16 protein-coding genes and 1 pseudogene are annotated in these 16,832 nt (G+C 69.5%); 8 read left to right on the plus strand and 9 right to left on the minus strand.

Annotated elements, in window-relative coordinates; genetic code table 11:
* The 4 genes from MWU52_RS06090 to MWU52_RS06105 are packed head-to-tail and all read right to left on the minus strand — an operon-like array spanning window position 1 to window position 3,861.
* The gene (locus MWU52_RS06090) at window positions 1-969 is read right to left on the minus strand and encodes an adenosine deaminase (RefSeq protein WP_246950324.1); all 969 of its coding nucleotides are present in this window, start codon (window positions 967-969) and stop codon (window positions 1-3) included.
* Entirely contained in the window at window positions 966-2,153 is a 1,188-nt protein-coding gene (locus MWU52_RS06095) for a phosphopentomutase (RefSeq protein ID WP_246950326.1), read from the minus strand. Before MWU52_RS06095 ends, MWU52_RS06090 begins: the two co-directional genes overlap by 4 nt.
* Window positions 2,150-3,466: a thymidine phosphorylase gene (locus tag MWU52_RS06100; protein WP_246950328.1), complete on the minus strand. Its 1,317-nt coding sequence runs from the start codon at window positions 3,464-3,466 to the stop codon at window positions 2,150-2,152. Before MWU52_RS06100 ends, MWU52_RS06095 begins: the two co-directional genes overlap by 4 nt.
* Complete coding sequence (locus MWU52_RS06105) at window positions 3,463-3,861, minus strand: cytidine deaminase (RefSeq protein ID WP_246950330.1); 399 nt, start codon at window positions 3,859-3,861, stop codon at window positions 3,463-3,465. The genes MWU52_RS06100 and MWU52_RS06105 overlap by 4 nt, the downstream gene beginning before the upstream one ends.
* Window positions 3,862-4,008: 147 nt before the next feature.
* Between MWU52_RS06105 and MWU52_RS06110 the strand changes: the two genes are divergently transcribed.
* Complete coding sequence (locus tag MWU52_RS06110) at window positions 4,009-4,482, plus strand: YHS domain-containing (seleno)protein (RefSeq protein WP_246950332.1); 474 nt, start codon at window positions 4,009-4,011, stop codon at window positions 4,480-4,482.
* Between the two features lie 7 nt (window positions 4,483-4,489).
* On the opposite strand, the gene MWU52_RS06115 is transcribed toward MWU52_RS06110, so the two are convergent.
* Complete coding sequence (locus MWU52_RS06115) at window positions 4,490-5,404, minus strand: MBL fold metallo-hydrolase (protein ID WP_246950335.1); 915 nt, start codon at window positions 5,402-5,404, stop codon at window positions 4,490-4,492.
* 125 nt (window positions 5,405-5,529) lie between these two features.
* On the opposite strand from MWU52_RS06115, the gene gltX reads away from it, so the two are divergent.
* Together gltX and MWU52_RS06125 are read left to right on the plus strand one after the other, a co-directional pair.
* Window positions 5,530-6,861, plus strand: coding sequence for a glutamate--tRNA ligase (gltX, locus tag MWU52_RS06120; protein WP_246950336.1), 1,332 nt, complete (start codon window positions 5,530-5,532; stop codon window positions 6,859-6,861).
* 162 nt (window positions 6,862-7,023) lie between these two features.
* A complete protein-coding gene (locus MWU52_RS06125) occupies window positions 7,024-8,253 on the plus strand; it encodes a bifunctional alpha/beta hydrolase/OsmC family protein (RefSeq protein WP_246950337.1) in 1,230 nt (409 codons plus the stop codon).
* Between the two features lie 6 nt (window positions 8,254-8,259).
* Here MWU52_RS06125 and MWU52_RS06130 read toward each other — a convergent pair whose 3' ends face one another.
* Window positions 8,260-9,732: a hybrid sensor histidine kinase/response regulator gene (locus MWU52_RS06130; protein WP_246950338.1), complete on the minus strand. Its 1,473-nt coding sequence runs from the start codon at window positions 9,730-9,732 to the stop codon at window positions 8,260-8,262.
* Window positions 9,729-11,618, minus strand: coding sequence for an AMP-binding protein (locus MWU52_RS06135; protein ID WP_246950339.1), 1,890 nt, complete (start codon window positions 11,616-11,618; stop codon window positions 9,729-9,731). Before MWU52_RS06135 ends, MWU52_RS06130 begins: the two co-directional genes overlap by 4 nt.
* A 250-nt stretch (window positions 11,619-11,868) precedes the next feature.
* Between MWU52_RS06135 and MWU52_RS06140 the strand changes: the two are divergent.
* From MWU52_RS06140 to nthA, 5 genes and pseudogenes are all read left to right on the plus strand, one after another.
* Window positions 11,869-13,002: pseudogene (locus MWU52_RS06140) on the plus strand (potassium transporter TrkG); the annotation flags it as partial.
* A gap of 182 nt (window positions 13,003-13,184) precedes the next feature.
* Window positions 13,185-13,613 carry a TIGR01244 family sulfur transferase gene (locus MWU52_RS06145; RefSeq protein ID WP_246950340.1) on the plus strand — a complete coding sequence of 143 codons (429 nt, stop codon included), beginning with the start codon at window positions 13,185-13,187 and terminating at the stop codon, window positions 13,611-13,613.
* A complete protein-coding gene (locus tag MWU52_RS17945; protein WP_281493910.1) occupies window positions 13,610-13,960 on the plus strand; it encodes an SH3-like domain-containing protein in 351 nt (116 codons plus the stop codon). Before MWU52_RS06145 ends, MWU52_RS17945 begins: the two co-directional genes overlap by 4 nt.
* The gene (locus tag MWU52_RS17950) at window positions 13,947-14,222 is read left to right on the plus strand and encodes an SH3-like domain-containing protein (RefSeq protein WP_281493911.1); all 276 of its coding nucleotides are present in this window, start codon (window positions 13,947-13,949) and stop codon (window positions 14,220-14,222) included. The genes MWU52_RS17945 and MWU52_RS17950 overlap by 14 nt, the downstream gene beginning before the upstream one ends.
* A complete protein-coding gene (gene nthA, locus MWU52_RS06155; RefSeq protein ID WP_246950341.1) occupies window positions 14,222-14,857 on the plus strand; it encodes a nitrile hydratase subunit alpha in 636 nt (211 codons plus the stop codon). Before MWU52_RS17950 ends, nthA begins: the two co-directional genes overlap by 1 nt.
* Here nthA and MWU52_RS06160 read toward each other — a convergent pair.
* Together MWU52_RS06160 and MWU52_RS06165 are read right to left on the minus strand one after the other, a co-directional pair.
* Complete coding sequence (locus MWU52_RS06160; protein WP_246950343.1) at window positions 14,854-15,831, minus strand: ABC transporter permease; 978 nt, start codon at window positions 15,829-15,831, stop codon at window positions 14,854-14,856. The two genes, nthA and MWU52_RS06160, sit on opposite strands and share 4 nt — an antisense overlap.
* A complete protein-coding gene (locus MWU52_RS06165) occupies window positions 15,824-16,831 on the minus strand; it encodes an ABC transporter permease (RefSeq protein ID WP_246950344.1) in 1,008 nt (335 codons plus the stop codon). Before MWU52_RS06165 ends, MWU52_RS06160 begins: the two co-directional genes overlap by 8 nt.
* Between the last annotated feature and the right edge of the window lies 1 nt (window position 16,832).

Below are 16,832 nucleotides of genomic sequence, written 5' to 3' on the forward strand. Positions count from 1 at the left end.
TCAGGGCTCCAGTTTCGCTAGCAGGGCGGCACGCGTGGCATCGTCGCAGAAGGCGGCGCGCACGGCGGTCTGGTTGATGACGCGGAAGTGGTCCTCGCCCCAGCCGAAAGCGCGTTCCAGCCCGTCGTATTCATCGCGCATCGTGGTGTGGAAGAACGGCGGATCGTCGGTCGACACCGTGATCGGGACGCCGGCGGCCATGATCCGCTCGATCGGATGGGCCTCGATGCGTGGATAGACGCCCAGGGCGACGTTCGATCCGGGGCAGACCTCCAGCGTCACGTCCTCGTCGGCCAGCCGCTTCAATAGGGCCGGATCCTCGGCCGCGCGGACACCGTGGCCGATCCGGCTGACGCGCAAGGCATCCAGCGTTTCGCGCACCGAGGCCGGGCCGCCGAATTCCCCCGCATGCGAGGTCAGGCCCAGCCCGGCCTCGCGCGCGCAGTCGAAGGCCCAGGCGAAATCGGCCGCGTGGCCCATTGCCTCGTTCCCGCCCATGCCGAAGCCGGTGATGAAACCGCCCGCCGTCTCGGCCGCGCAGCGGGCCGTCTGGCGCGCCTTGTCGGGTCCGAAATGGCGAATGCAGGTGACGATCCCTCGCATTTCGATCCCGTCGACGGAGGCCGCCGCCTCCTGCATGGCGGCGAGATATTCGCGCCAGGCCGACACGTCGCGGCCGCCGCAGAAATCGGGGCTGAGGAACATCTCGGTGTAGATCACGCCTTGCTCGCGCGATGCCTCCAGCACAGAGATCGTCAGTCGGGCATAGTCCTCGGGCGTCCTCAAAACCGCCGTCGCGGCCTCGTAGACCTGAAGGAACCCTGCGAAATCATCGTAGGCATAGGCCCCGCGCGCGTCGAAGACGCCGGACAGGCGCATCCCCTTCTCGTCGGCCAGACGGCGGATGAATTCGGGCGCGGCGGCGCCCTCCAGATGCAGATGCAATTCGATCTTCGGGTCGAACGTCACAGGAAACTCCGCCCCGGGCCGACGGTCGGGATATCGAGATGCGCGCAGATCGTCGCCGCGACGTCGACGAACCCGACCTGCCCCGCCTGCCCCGTTGCCCCTGCGCAGACGACCGGCACGCGTTCGCGCGTGTGGTCCGAGCCGCGCCAGGTCGGGTCATTGCCGTGATCGGCGGTGAAGATCATCAGGTCCCCGTCGCGCAGCCCATCCAGGATCGCCGGCAGGCAGGCGTCGAACCATTCCAGATGGCGGGCGTAGCCCGAGACGTCGCGGCGATGGCCGTAGACGCTGTCGAACTCGACGAAATTGGCGAAGGTCAGGCTGCCATCGGGCATATCGCGCAAGGCTTCGCCCAGATGGCGCATGAGGTCCTCGTCGGACCCTTTGACCACCGTGTCGATCCCCCGCATCGAAAAGATGTCCCCGATCTTGCCGATCGCATGGACCCGACCGCCCGCGCCCGCGACGGCGTCGCAAAGCGTGTCGGCCGGGGGCATGATCGCGAAGTCCTTGCGGTTGGCCGTGCGCATCCAGACACCGTCGCCCACGAAGGGCCGGGCGATGACGCGACCGACGCGCATCTCGTGCAGCGTGGGCGCGATGGCCGCACAAAGGTCCAGCAGGCGCTGCAGGCCGAAATGCTCCTCATGCGCGGCGATCTGGAACACGCTGTCGACACTGGTATAGCAGATGGGCCAGCCCGTGCGGATATGCGCGTCCGCCTCTTCCTCGATGATCAGGGTGCCGCTGGAATGACGGTTGCCCAGGATGCCGTCCGTCCCGGCCTCGCGCTTGACCAGTTCGACCAGTTCGGGCGGGAAGCAGGGGTCGGTTTCGGGGAAATAGTGCCAGTCCCACGGCACCGGCAGGCCCGCCAGTTCCCAGTGGCCCGAAGGCGTGTCCTTGCCGGGGCTCACTTCGGTCGCCGCACCCCAAAGGCCCGCGGGTTCGGCGGAAAGCCCCGGCGTCTCGGCGCCCGAGGCCAGACGGACCGCCGCGCCCAGCCCAAGCCCGTCGAGGTTGGGCAGGCGCAACGGCCCGGTCCGCCCCTCCTCGGCCCGGCCTTCGGCGCAGGCCTGGGCGATATGCGCCAGCGTGTTCGCGCCCGCGTCCCCGAAATCGGCGGCATCGGGCGCGCCGCCACATCCCAAGCTGTCAAGAACGATCAGGAAAGCCCGGCTCATCGGATCGTCTCCTGCACGAGGGGGGGCGGCGTCACGGCACCGCTTTCCATCACGATGGCGTGGGCCACTCGTTCGGCGGCGACACCCGCGGCATCGCTGTCGCGGGCATGGACGCGGGCCAAAGGCTGACCTTCGGTGACGACGGCGCCCAGTTGCGCGATGTGGCTGATGCCGACGGTCGCGTCGATGCGGTCATCCTCGCGCCGGCGCCCGCCGCCAAGGGATACGACCACCTCGCCCAGCGCACGCGCGTCGATCCGGCCGACCACGCCGGGCCGGTCCGCGCGCAGCTCGGCCACGACGGGGGCCGCGGGCAGGCGATCGCGCCACCGCTCCAGGAAGTCGACCGGCCCGCCCTGCGCCTGAACCATGCGGCCGAACACCTCCGCCGCGGCGCCCGAGGTCAGCGCCGCCTCGATCTTCGCGGCACCGGCGTCGGCATCGCAGACCAGCCCGCCCAGCGCCAGAGCCTCGCCCCCCAGCGCCCGGACGAGCGACACCAGGCGGTGCGAGCGGCGCGCATGCGGCTCGGTCAGCGTTTCCATCGCGGCGATCACCTCCAGCGCGTTTCCGCAGGCCGTCGCGGCGGGCTGCGACATGTCGGTTACGATGGCCGACGTCATGACCCCGTTCGCCTGTCCCGTCTCGACCAATGCCTGCGCCAATGCGCGTGCCGCACCCGGATCGGCCATGAACGCGCCCGAGCCGGTCTTGACGTCCAGGACCAGCGCCTCGATCCCCTCGGCCAGCTTCTTGGACAGGATCGATGCGACGATCAGGTCCAGGCTCTCGACCGTGCCGGTGACGTCGCGCACCGCATAGAGGCGCCGGTCGGCCGGGGCGATGTCGCCGGTGGCACCGACGATGGCGCAGCCGACGCGGCGGACGATGTCCTGCAACTCGTCGGTCTGCATCTCGGTCCGCAGCCCGGGGATCGCGGCCAGCTTGTCCAACGTGCCGCCCGTGTGCCCCAGCCCCCGCCCCGAGATCATCGGAACGTAGGCGCCGCATGCGGCCAGCGCCGGCGCCAGGATCAGCGAAACGCAGTCGCCCACGCCACCCGTCGAATGCTTGTCGATCACCGGGCCCGGCAGATCCCATTGCAGCACCTCGCCCCCGTCGCGCATGGCGCGCGTCAGCGCCGCGCGCGCCTCGGGCGTCAGCGGCGTGCGGCAGATGCCCATGGCGAACGCGCCGGCCTGCGCGTCCGACACCGCACCATCGGCCAGACCGGCCGCGAAGGCCGTCAGATCGTCGGACGAGGGCGTCCGGTCCCGGCGTAGATCGGACAGAAGGTCGCGCGGGCCGCTCACGCCATGTGGCCTGCGTCGAAGGCGCCGGGCAGAAGCGCCGCGATCGTCGTCGCCCGTTCCGCCCCGTCGACGGTGGCCAGCGTCACGGCCACGTCGCCCGCGCCGAACTCGGCCAGTTTCTGGCGGCATCCCCCGCAGGGCGGCACCGGCGCGGGCGAACCGGCAACGACATAAACCTCCGCCAGGCGCGTCTCGCCCTCGGCGACCATCGCGGCGATGGCCCCGGCCTCGGCGCATGTGCCCTCGGGATAGGCGACGTTCTCGACGTTGCAGCCGCGGTAGACCCGGCCGGAGGCGGCGCGGATCGCGGCGCCGACCTTGAACCCGGAATAGGGGGCATGTGCATTCCCGCGAACCGAAAGGGCGGCCTCGCGCAGTTCGGACGTCTGGGTCATTCGGGCCTCCGGGATCGCGGGTCTGTCCACTCTGCTAGGCCCCCGGACGACCCGGATGCAAGCCCCGAGGCTCGCGCAGCCGTGACGCGGCTTGATTGGCGTCGCGTCACGGAACGCGGCAGATCGGGACCAAGGAAAGGATGCATCATGGACCGCAGGACCCTTCTCATCGGCGGGGCCACCGCCGCCTTCGCGACCACGGCCGCCGCGGGCTTGCTGCTGCCGCGCGGCCTCGCGCCGGCGCAGGTGTTCACGCGGGACGGCTACGCGCTGGGCGGGACGGACCCGATCGCCTATTTCACCCACGGCCGCCCGATCGCAGGCGACCCGACCGTGACCCATGACTGGGCGGGCGCCCGGTGGGCGTTCGTCGACGCCATGCACCGCGCCGAGTTCGCCGCAGCCCCGCAAACCTTCGCCCCCCGGTATGGCGGTTTCTGCGCCTGGGCCGTTGCGGCGAAGGGTGCGCTCTATTCCACGCAGCCGGCGAACTGGGCCATCGTGGACGGTGCGCTGTATCTGAATTTCGACGACGCGGTCCAGGCGCGGTGGGACGCGGATCGCGCGGGGTTCATCCGCCGGGCCGACGCACGCTGGCCCGGGATCGTCGCGCAGGCCTGAGCCCGCCTCAGAACATCATCTGATAGCTCTCGGGGACCCAATGGAAACCGTCGCCCCGCGCCTCGACATAGCCTACGGCCGGGAACGGCATGTGATAGCCGATCATCGGCATCCGCTCGGCCGCCAGCATGCCAAGCACGCGGCGGCGGCTCTCGGCGGCGGCGGACTTGTCCATGTCGAACTTCACCTCCCAATCGGGATGGGCCAGCGACCAGACATAGTGATTGGCCAGGTCCGCCGCGATCAACATCGATTTCTCGCCACTGGACAGGCGGAACGCGGTGTGGCCGGGCGTGTGCCCATGCGCGGCGACCGCGGTGATGCCCGGCGCGGCATCCTGGCCGTCCGACAGAAAGGTCATCCGGTCGGCCAGCGGCATCACCGATGACGTGAACCCCTCGGACGGGTTCGCCTGCCAAGCGTCGTATTCCACCTGCGACGTCGCATAGGACGCGTTGCCGAAGGTCGGGGCACCGCCGCGCATCAGCCCGCCGATATGGTCGCCGTGCATATGCGTCAGGATGACGGTGTCGACGTCATCGGTGGCATAGCCCGCCGCCTCGACCACGCCGGCGATGCCGTCGCCGGACTGGCCGGTGTCGAACAGGATCAGGCTCTCGCCCGTATTCACCAGCGTCGGCGTGAAGAAGAACTGGTTCACATCCGACGGAATGAACGCCTCGCGCGAGACCCGCTCGAAGGTCTCGGCATCGACGTTCATGCCGAAGATCTCCTGCGGTGGGGTCGGATTGGTCACCGTGTTGGCCAGCAGCGTCGTCACCTCCATGTCGCCCAGCATGAAGCGGCGCACGTTGCGGATCAGGTCGCCCTGCATCGGCGCGGCGGCGCGGGCGGGAAGGGCCGCGGCCAGCGGCAGGGCGGCGGTGGCACCAAGTGCCGCGCGGCGGGTCAGCGTGGTCATCAGGTCTCTCCCCATTGGTTTGGCCGCTAAAGGTAGCCCGCACCGGTCGCGCCGCCACATCACGTCCGCGCGAGGCTGGACAGCCCCCGGCCCCGGTGGCACATCGCACGCCAAAGGAGCCCACCATGCCCGAGCCTGTGACCGTCACCCGTTTCGCCCCGTCCCCCACGGGGTATCTGCATGTCGGCAACCTTCGCACGGCGCTGATGAACTGGATGATCGCACGCAAGGCCGGCGGCACGTTCATCCTGCGGCTGGACGACACCGACCCGGAACGGTCACGCGGCGAATACGCCGACGCCATCCGCGAGGACATGGAGTGGCTGGGCCTGACTTGGGACAGGGAGGAGCGGCAATCCGCCCGCCTCGACCGCTATATGGCGGCGGCCGATCGGATGCGCGGCGACGGACGCCTCTACGAGGCGTTCGAGACGCCGGGCGAGCTGGACCTGAAGCGCAAGAAGCAACTGAATATGGGGCGCCCCCCCGTCTACGACCGCGCCGCGCTGTCGCTCTCCGAGCAGGAGAAGGACCGCCTGCGCGACGAACGTGGCGGTCACTGGCGGTTCAAGCTGGACCAGAGCCGGATCGAGTGGACGGACGGGGTGCTGGGCCCGCTCAGCATCGATGCGGCCAGCGTCAGCGATCCGGTCCTGATCCGCGGCGACGGGCAGGTCCTTTACACGCTCGCCTCGGTCGTGGACGACACGGATATGGGCGTCACCCATGTCGTGCGCGGGTCCGACCACGTGACGAACACGGCGACGCAGATCCAGATCATGTCCGCGCTGGGTCACGACCACCCGTCCTTCGCGCACCATTCGCTGCTGACCGGCCCCCAGGGGGAGCCGCTGTCCAAGCGCCTGGGCACGCTGTCGCTGCGCGACCTGCGCGCCGCCGGGATCGAGCCGATGGCGCTTCTGTCGATGATGGCGCGCCTGGGGTCGGGCCAGGCCGTCGACCTGCGCGCCACGCCCGAGGAACTGGCCGCCGAGTTCGACCTGTCGGCCTTCGGCGCGGCGCCTACGCGGTTCGACGTGGCCGACCTGACGCCGCTGACGGGCAACTACCTGCAGTCGCTGCCCCTTTCGGCGGTCGAGGACGACATCGCCGCGCTGGGCGTGCCGGCGGAGTTGCGCGAACGCTTCTGGTCGGTGGTGCGCGACAACATCTCGACCCGGGCCGAGATGGCGGATTGGTGGGCTCTGATGACGAAGGGTGCCGAGCCGATGATCGACGCCGAGGACCGCCCGTTCGTGGCCGAGGCGTTGGACCTGCTGCCCGACCCGCCGTTCGCGGACACGACCTGGTCGGACTGGACGGGCCGGGTCAAGGACGCAACGGGCCGCAAGGGCAAGATGCTGTTCATGCCGCTGCGCCACGCCATGACCGGTCGGCGGAACGGCCCCGACATGGGCGATCTGATGCCGCTGTTGCAGCGCAAGCCCCGGATCTGAACCCCGGAGGTCGGCGGGCCCCGCCCGGCGACGTTACAACCGCACACGCCCGGACCGGCCCACGCGCACGATGCGTAACGTGCGCGTCATGTAGCGCCCCACGGCCTTGCCGGATCGGGGTTCGCGGCCCCATCCTCTCCCCAACCCGAGAGGACAGCACATATGCGCACCGAACGTTTCACCTTTGCCGGACATGACGGCAGCGAGCTCGCGGCCCGTCTGGACATGCCCGACGGCCCGCCCCTGGCGACGGCGCTGATGGCGCATTGCTTCACCTGCGGCAAGGACATCCCCGCCGCCCGCCGGGTGGCCGCGCGTCTGGCGGGCCTCGGGATCGCGGTCCTGCGCTTCGATTTCACGGGGCTGGGCCATTCCGGCGGCGAGTTCCAGAACACCTCGTTCACGTCGAACGTGCGGGATCTGGTGCTGGCCGCCGAGGCATTGGCCGGACGCGACATGCCGGTCGGCCTGCTGATCGGGCATTCCCTGGGGGGCGCGGCCGTGCTTCGCGCCGCCCATGACATCCCGACGACCCGCGCCGTGGCCACCATCGGTGCCCCGTTCGACCCGGGCCATGTCACCCACAACTTCGCGGGCGCGCTCGAGGCGATCGCGCGGGACGGTTCGGCCGAGGTGCAACTCGGGCCCCGAAAGCTGCGCATCGGGCGGGATTTCGTCCGCGACGTCACCGGCACCCGGCTGGAGGAGGCAATCGCGTCGCTGCGCCCCGCCCTTCTGGTCATGCATGCGCCGCGCGACGAGACCGTGGGCATTGACAACGCGACGCGCATCTTTACCGCCGCCCGCCATCCCAAGAGTTTCGTGACGCTGGACGATGCCGATCACCTGATCACGCGCGCGGCAGATGCGGATTATGCCGCCGACGTCATCGCGGCCTGGGCTACGCGCTATCTGGAACTGCGCCGACCCGCCCCGCCCGTCGGCGCACCCGAGGGCGTTACCCGCATCAGCGAAGCCGATGCGGGCGGTTTCGCGCAGGACATCGTGGCGTCCGGCGGCAAGCACCACCTGATCGCGGACGAGCCGCTCTCCTATGGTGGAACGGATCGCGGGCTTTCGCCCTATCAATTGCTGGCGGCGAGCCTGGGGGCCTGCACGTCGATGACGCTGCGGATGTATGCGCGACGCAAGAAATGGCCGTTGGAGACCGTTACCGTCGATGTCAGCCACGACCGGATGCACGCGCAGGACGCGCCGTCGTCCGGGGCCGAGCGGATCGACCGCTTCCGCCGCGAGATCACGATCGGCGGCCCGCTGGACGAGGCGCAGCGCAGCCGTCTGCTGGAGATCGCCGATCGCTGCCCCGTGCATCGCACGTTGGAGACGGGCGCGCGGGTCGAGACCGTCCTGCACGTCCCCGCGGACGCCTGAGGCGCGTCAGAGCGCCTGATCCAGATCGGCGCGCAACGCGGCCAGACGCGCCAGGCAGACCCGCCCGGCGGCGCGCGTCGCCTCGGGCCGGCCGGACCGGGCGGCGTGGTTCAACCGCCGCGCGGCCGACAGGGTGGGCAGCGCCCCCACCGCCGTGGCCAGCGAAAGAAGGATATGCGTCTGCGCGTGGACGGCCTCGACATCGTCCATGGACAGGGCGTTGGTCAGGTGCCGTTCCACCATCTGCAGATCCTCGCGCATCCGGGCGAGAAGCTGATCGCGGTACTCCGGCCCGGCCGCCGACATCAGATCGGACAGCGTCGCGGCCGAAAACGCGGGCGCAAGCTCGGGCGCCCAGCCCGATGCGTCCGGCCCGGCGGCCACGAAATGGCGGATCGTCTGGCCGAACGTCTGGATCGAGCCCAGCGGCTTGGCCAGGATGCCGTCGGCCCCGGCCTCGGTGATCAGGTCGCGGTTCTCGCGGATGTCATGCGACGTCATCGCCACCATCGACATGGGCGGCGCGATCCCGCGCGCCTGCCGCAACCTTTCGGAGCGCATCACTTCCAGCCCGCCCAGCGTCGGCATCTCCAGGTCGATCAACGCGATGTCGAAGCGCTCGCGGGCCAGCCAGTTCAACGCCTCGATCCCGTCGGCCGCCAGTTCGCATTCGGCCCCCATCTGCGCCAGCATCCCCTGGACGAGCGTGCGGTTCGTCGCGGAATCGTCGGCGACAAGAACGCGGACATTCGACAGGTCGGGCAGACCGTCGGCGTCGGGCGCGTGCCGCTGCCAGCGCGCACGCGGCAAGGTTAGCGTGACGCGCGCGCCACCCTCGTTCCGGTTCTCGGCCACAAGCCTTCCGCCCAGCTGGTCGGCATGGGCCCGCGCGATATGCAGCCCCATGCCCATGCCCGGCGCGGCATCGGATCCGCGCGCCTCGGCGTCGAAGACATTGGGCAGGATCTCCGGGTCGAAGCCCGGCCCGTCATCGGACACGCAGATCGAAAGCGCGCCGTCGTCATACAACTCCGCCCCCAGGCGCACCTGTCCGGCCCCGGCATGGCGCAGCGCATTGCTCATCATATTGGCGACGATGCGGCGCAGCGGCAGCAGGCCGACACGGACCGTGGCAGGCAAGTCCGGCGCGCAGTCCAGCGCGACTTCGATGCCGGTGCCATGCGCCGCCCCGCGCCAGCGCCGCACCTCGTCATCCAGGAACCGCAGCAGGTTCAGGTTTCCGACGTGGTCGGACTCGTCGGACGGGGCGCTGCCCAGCAATTCCTCGACCAGGCGGGCCAGCAGTTCGGACGCGGCGTGCACCCGGTCCACCTGGGTCCGTGCGTCGCGGGGAAGTGCCGCGATGTCGATCAGGCGCAGCCCCCCGATCACGTCCGACATCGCGGACCGGATATCATGCGCCAGAAGCTGCGCCGCATCCGGGGACGCGGCATCGCCGCGTGGGCCGGACCCGCTCACCGCCCCGGCAGGCCCAGCCGGCCCAGCGCGGTGCCGATCTCATCCAGGATCGTCGGGTCGTCGATGGTCGAGGGGGGCGGAACATCCTCGCCATCGGCGATCCGGGCCATGGTCGCGCGCAGGATCTTGCCGGACCGCGTCTTGGGCAGGCGATCCACCACGCAGGCCGAGCGGAACGCCGCCACGGGGCCGATCCGGTCGCGGACGAGCGCCACGCATTCGGCCGCGATCTCGTCCTCGGGGCGGTCGACGCCGCGGGTCAGGCACAGAAGACCCACCGGCATCTGGCCCTTGAGGGGGTCCGACACGCCGATCACGGCGCATTCGGCGACGTCGGGATGGGTCGCCAGAACCTCCTCCATCGCGCCGGTGGACAGGCGGTGGCCGGCGACGTTGATGACGTCGTCCGTGCGCGCCATGATCCACAGGTACCCGTCGGCATCGACCACGCCGGCGTCCCCGGTCTCGTAGTAGCCGGGAAAGGTCGAAAGGTAGGATGCGCGGAACCGATCCTCGGCGTTCCACAAACCGGGCAGCGTGCCGGGCGGCAGCGGCAGCTTGATCGCGATCGCGCCCAGCGTGCCGGGCGGCAGCGTCTCGCCGGCCTCGTTCAGGATGCGCACGTCGTAGCCGGGCATCGGCACCGCCGGCGATCCGATCTTGACCGGCAGCGCGCCCAGTCCGACGGGGTTGCCCGCGATGGTCCATCCCGTCTCGGTCTGCCACCAATGGTCGATCACCGGCTTGCCGGTCACGCGGGCGATCCAGTCGATCGTATCCGGGTCGGCCCGTTCGCCAGCCAGGAAGATCGTCCGCAGGCGCGAAAGGTCGTGGCCGGCCATCTGCGCCGCATCCGGATCCTCGCGGCGGATGGCGCGGAAGGCGGTGGGGGCGGTGAAGAACACGGCCACGTCGTGATCGGACATCACGCGCCAGAAGGTCGACGCGTCCGGCGTGCCGACGGGCTTGCCCTCGAACACGACGGTCGTGCAGCCGTGGATCAGCGGCGCATAGCAGATATAGCTGTGGCCCACGACCCAGCCCACGTCGGAGGCGGCCCAGAACACCTCGTCGGGGTCGACGCCGTAGACGTTGGTCATCGACCAGGCCAGCGCGACCAGGTGGCCCCCGGTGGGGCGGATCACGCCCTTGGGTGCCCCCGTCGTCCCGGACGTATAGAGGATGTAGGCCGGGTGGCTGCCCAACACGGGCACGCAGTCGACCGGGTGGGCGGCCGCGACGGCCTCGTGCCAATCCACGTCATCGGGCCCCATCTCGGCCCGCAGCGTGTCGCGCTGAAGGATGAGGCTGAACCGCGGACGGTGCCGCGCCTCGGCCAGCGCGGCATCCAGCAGCGGCTTGTAGGCGACGGTGCGCGACGGCTCGATCCCGCAGGATCCGGCGATGATGGCGACCGGCTCCGCGTCGTCGATGCGCACGGCCAGCTCGCGCGCGGCGAAGCCACCGAACACGACCGAATGGATCGCGCCGATCCGGGCGCAGGCCAGCATCGCCTCCAGCGCCTCGGGGACCATGGGCATGTAGATGACGACCCGGTCGCCCTGCCCCACGCCACGTTCGACCAGCGCCCCCGCCAGCCGCGCCACGCGGTCACGCAGCTCTGCATAGGTCACGTGCGCAATGGTATCCGTGACGGGGCTGTCGTAGATGATCGCCGTCCGGTCGCCACGTCCGGCGTCGACGTGGCGGTCCACGGCGTTCCAGCAGGTATTGACCGTTCCGTCGGCGAACCATTCCGGCACCGGCCCGCCCAGATCGTGCAGGGCCTTCGACGGCGGACGCTTCCAGTCGATTGCCGCCGCCTGCTCCATCCAGAAGCCCTCCGGGTCGGTCTGCGCCCGCTCCCATTCCCGCTGCCAGCCCATCGTGCCCCCCTAGCGATGCCCCGCCTTCGTTGTAGTGGCCCGCCGCCACCGGGTGCAAGCCGCGCGCGGCGGTCGAGATCGGGCCTGCCTTGCCGGCGCGGTGGCGTAGCTAGTCGCGTTGCACACACGGATCCGGACCATGGCCCTCGACACATTCCGCCGCACTTGCGTCAGGGGCTGGGCCCGCTGGCGGGCAATCCTGCGGCACACCTCCCCGCCCAAGCTCCTGCTGATGGGCTATCTGAGCTTCATGATCCTCGGCTGGGCGCTCCTGTCGCTGCCGGTCGCGCAGGAGGGTCCCGTCGCGGCCATCGACACGCTCTTCATCGCCACCTCGGCGGTCTCGACCACGGGTCTCGTCACCGTCGATCCGGGCACGAGCTTCACCTTTTTCGGCGAGGTCGTGATCCTCGGGCTGATCCAGATGGGCGGGCTGGGCTACATGACCATCGGCTCGTTCATCGCGCTGCATCTGGCCGGCCGGTTCGACCGCTTTCGCGCAGCAACGACACGCAACGCCTTTCACCTGCCCGAGGGGGTCGACCCGGCCTCGTTCATCCGCGCGGTCGTCGTCTTCACCCTGATCTGCGAGGTCGCGGGCGCGATCGCCCTCTACGTCATGTTCGAACGCGCGGGCGTCGACCGGGCCGCCTGGTCGGCGATCTTCCATTCCGTCTCGGCCTTCGCGACCGCGGGATTCAGCCTGAACGCCGACAGTTTCGAAGGTTTCCACGACCACGCGGGCATCAACATCGTGATCGCCATCCTGTCGCTGCTGGGGGCGATGGGTTTCCTGATCGTCGTGGACTTCTGGCGCAACATGCTGGGGCGGACACGATACCTGGGCTTCACGTCCAAGGTGATCTGGCGCATCACGCTCAGCTTCCTGATCGTGGGGACGGCGATCCTGTTCGTGGCCGAACCCACCTACCATGCCCTGCCGCCCGAGGATCGGCTGCTCGCCAGCTTCTTCCAGGTCATGACCGCCTCGACCACGGTCGGGTTCAATACCACCCCCATCGGATCGCTGGCCCCGGCGATCATCGTCGTGATGTTCTTCCTGATGATCGTCGGCGCCTCGCCCGCCGGCACCGGGGGCGGCTTGCGCACCACGTCCTTCGCCGCGCTGGTGGGGCTGGTCCGCTCCACGCTGAAGGGGCGCGAGCGCATCCGCTATTTCAAGCGCGAGATCCCGCTCGGGCGGTTGCAGACGGCGACGGCTTCGCTGGCCTACTACTTCGCCCTGCTGATGATCGGAACGTTCCTGCTGCTTCTGGCCGATCCGCGTCTGCCTTTCGACGCGGTCATGTTCGAGGCGATCTCGGCCATGGGCACGGTCGGCCTGTCGATGGGCATCACCGGTGATCTGCCGGGCCTGGGCAAGCTGGTCATCATCGTGCTGATGACCGCCGGCCGGGTCGGCATCCTGACTTTCGGCATGGCGCTGGCATCCCATGACGAAAGCCGCGACGAGGAGGCCGACAACGAGCTGGTGATCTGGCCGCGGCGCTTTACCTCTCCGGCCGGTGCGGGCATCCTCGCGGGCACGCACCACCGGAGGATTTCATGGACATCCGCGCCCTCGACGACCGCGTCGCCGTCGCGCCGCAGCTCGACCCCGCAGACATGGGCGCACTCGCCGGTGACGGCGTCACGACAATCATTTGCAACCGCCCCGATGCCGAGGTCCCGCCCGCCCACCGCGCGGCCGCAATGCAAGAAGCCGCCGAAGGCGCGGGGCTGGCCTTCGTATTCAACCCGGTCGCGATGCCGCAACTCACCCTGCAGGCGGTCGAGGAACAGGCGGACGCGATCGACGGTGCGGACGGCCGCGTCGTCGCCTATTGCGCGTCGGGCACGCGGTCCGCCGTTCTTTGGGCGTTGGCGATGGCGGGACGGATGCCGCCGGACGACATCCTCGGGGCGACACGCGCGGCCGGGTTCGAGCTGGACGGCCTGCGCCCGCAGATCGACGCCTTGGCGGCCCCGCGATGACCGGGGGGCGGCCGACGGGACGGCGGTGGCACGACATGGGCGGCGATCTGGCTGGGCCGGTGCCGCAGGACGACCACGACTTCGCGCTTTGGGAAAAGCGGATCGACGCCCTGGTGGTACTGTCCGGGGGCAAGGGCCTCTTCACCGTCGACGGGCTGCGGCGCGTGCTGGAAGACATGGGCGAGGAGGCGTTCGAGACGATGACCTATTACGAACGCTGGGTCGCGTCGCTGAACCAGAACCTGCTGGAGCGCGGCGTCTATACCGTCGCCGAACTCGGGCAACGGATGGCCGAGGTGCGGGCCCGGGGCGACACCTACGGGCGCGCGACCGATGCCGACATTTGATCCCGACACCCCGGTGCGCGTGCGCACGATGTTCCCGCCAGGACACGTCCGAACCCCGGCCTATCTGCGCGGATGCCCCGGTGTGGTGGAACGCGTGCTCGGTCCCTTCGGCAACCCCGAAGAGCTGGCCTATGGCCACGCGCCGGCGTCCCTGCCACTCTACCGCGTGAGGTTCCGCATGGGCGATGTCTGGCCGGACGCCGACACGCCCGACGACACGATCGACGCGGAAATCTACGCCCATTGGTTGGAGCCGATCTGATGCCGCATGACCATCACGACCACCTCTCGCCTTCGGGCCACCCGTACCGTGCCGATCAGGACGGGCCGCTGACCTATTGGCAGACGATGGAGATCGCGATCCGCGAATTGTTGATCGAAAAGGGCGTGGTCACCGCATCCGAGGTCGCCGCGCAAGTCGACGCGATGGACGCCCGTTCGCCCGCGCAAGGAGCTGCCGTCGTCGCGCGGGCCTGGACGGACCCCGCCTATCGCGACCGCCTGCTGGCCGACGCCCCGGCCGCCTGCGCCGAGGTCGGTTGCGACGTCGGGCCGCTGCGCCTGATCGCGGTCGAGAACACGCCCCAAGTCCACAACGTCGTCGTCTGCACGCTCTGTTCCTGCTATCCACGCGACCTGTTGGGCCTGCCGCCCGACTGGTACAAGTCGCGCGAATACCGGTCCCGCACGGTGCGGGAGCCGAGGAAGGTCCTGTCGGAATTCGGACTGGACCTGTCGCCCGACGTGACCGTCCGCGTCCACGACTCGACAGCGGACATGCGCTATCTCGTCGTGCCCGCCCGCCCCGCCGGGACCGACGGCCTGGACGAGGTTGCGCTGGCCGAACTGGTCACCCGCGACAGCATGATCGGCGTAAGTGCGGCGAAGGCCCCCTAGCGCCCCCGGATCCGCGGGTCCAGCGCGTCGCGCAGGCCATCGCCGACATAGTTGATCGACAGCACCACCAGGCTGATTGCAGCCCCCGGCCAGAACGCGCGACCGGGATAGAGTTCCAGGTAGGGCACGCCGTCGTTCAGCAGACGTCCCCAGGTCGGGAAGTCGGGCGGAAAGCCCAAGCCCAGGAAGGACAGCGCGCTTTCGGTGATGATCGCCGTGGCGATGCCCAGCGTGGCCGACACCATGATCGGCGAGAGGACGTTCGGCAGGACGTGCCGCGTCACGATACGGCGCGACGGCGTGCCGATGGAGCGCGCGGCCAGCACGAACTCCCGCTCCTTCAGGGCCAGGACGTCGCCGCGCACGATGCGTGCGGTCTGCATCCACGAGGTGATGCCGATGGCCGAGACGATCAGGATGAAGATGCCGGTCTCGATGCCGAACACGGCCGTCAGCGGTTCGCGGAACAGAAGCACCATCACCAACAACAGCGGCAGCAGCGGCAGCGCCAGGAACAGGTCGGTGAACCGCATCAGCGGGCCATCCAGCCGGCGGAAATAGCCCGCCAGCACCCCGATCAGCGTGCCCAGCAGCAGCGACAGCGCCATCGCCGTCATGCCCACCGCCAGCGACACGCGACCCCCCTGGATCATCCGGGCGAAGATGTCGCGGCCGAGCTGATCGGTGCCCAGCGGATGGCCCCAGCTCATGCCCTGGTTGCGGGAGCGGATGTCGGTCTGCGTCGGATCGAGCGGCCAGATCAGCGGCCCCAGGACGACCAGCAGGACGATCGCCAGGAACACCGCGGCCCCGGCCATGGCGCCCTTGTGACTGCGAAACTGGTCCCAGACGTCCCACCATTGGCTGCGCGCGCGGGTCAGCAGGACGGGTTCGGCCCCGGCGACCGGGGCGGAGGCCGCGACGGTGCCGGGCTCGGCCCCCACCGGGGTGGTCGGGTCGCGGGCGTCAGTCATAGCGTATCCGAGGGTCGAGGATGCCGTAGAGGATATCGGCGATCAGGTTGAACAGGACGATCAGCACCGCGAAGATGAAGGTCAGCGTCTGCACCATCGGCAGGTCGTTGGCCTGGATCGCGCTGATCAGAAGCTGGCCGATGCCGTTCACCTTGAAGACCTGTTCGGTGATGATGGCGCCGCCGAAGATCGACGGCACGCCCAGCGCGATGACGGTCACCACCGGGATCATCGAGTTGCGCAGCACGTGGACCAGAACGACGGTCTTTTCCCGCAGGCCCTTGGCCCGCGCCGTGCGGACGTAATCCTGGTTGAGGTTGTCCAGCATCGAGGCGCGCATGAAACGTGACAGCTGCGACGTGATCTGCAGCGCCAGCACCATGACCGGCAGGAACATCTGGCGCACCTGCTGGCCGAACGCCTCCCACGAGTCGACGACGAGGCGGGTGTCGTAGATCGAGGGGAACCACTGCAGTTGCACCGCGAAGATGATGATGACCAACACGCCCGAGAAGAAGGGCGGAACCGAGAAACCGACCATCGTGACGAAGGTGCCCGCCTGGTCGAAGACGGAATACTGCCGATAGGCCGAATAGATGCCGACCGGAATCGCGATCAGGATCGCGACGACATAGGCCGTGCCCACCACCCAGAGCGTCTGGGGGATGCGCTCGGCGATGGCGATGAAAACGGGCGCGCGGTTCTGCCAGGAGATGATGCGCAGCTCGCCGGCCGCGAAGCTGGTGCCGAACAGGGCGTCGACGACGTTCAGCGGCTCGATCCAGAAGAACTGCTTGATCCACAGAAGAAACCGGATCGGCGCCGGCTCCCCCAGGCCCAGGGCCTGCCGCATCTGTTCCTTCACTTCGGACGGAACGGTCAGCGGTACGTTGGCCATCGGATCGCCCGGCGCCAGTTCCAGCAGCAGGAAGATCACCAGTGCGATGAACAGAAGCGTCGGGATCGCGAAGAGCAGGCGACGGAGGGTGAAGGTCAGCATG

It is taken from the genome of Jannaschia sp. S6380, assembly GCF_023015695.1.
Classification (GTDB): Bacteria; Pseudomonadota; Alphaproteobacteria; order Rhodobacterales; family Rhodobacteraceae; genus Jannaschia.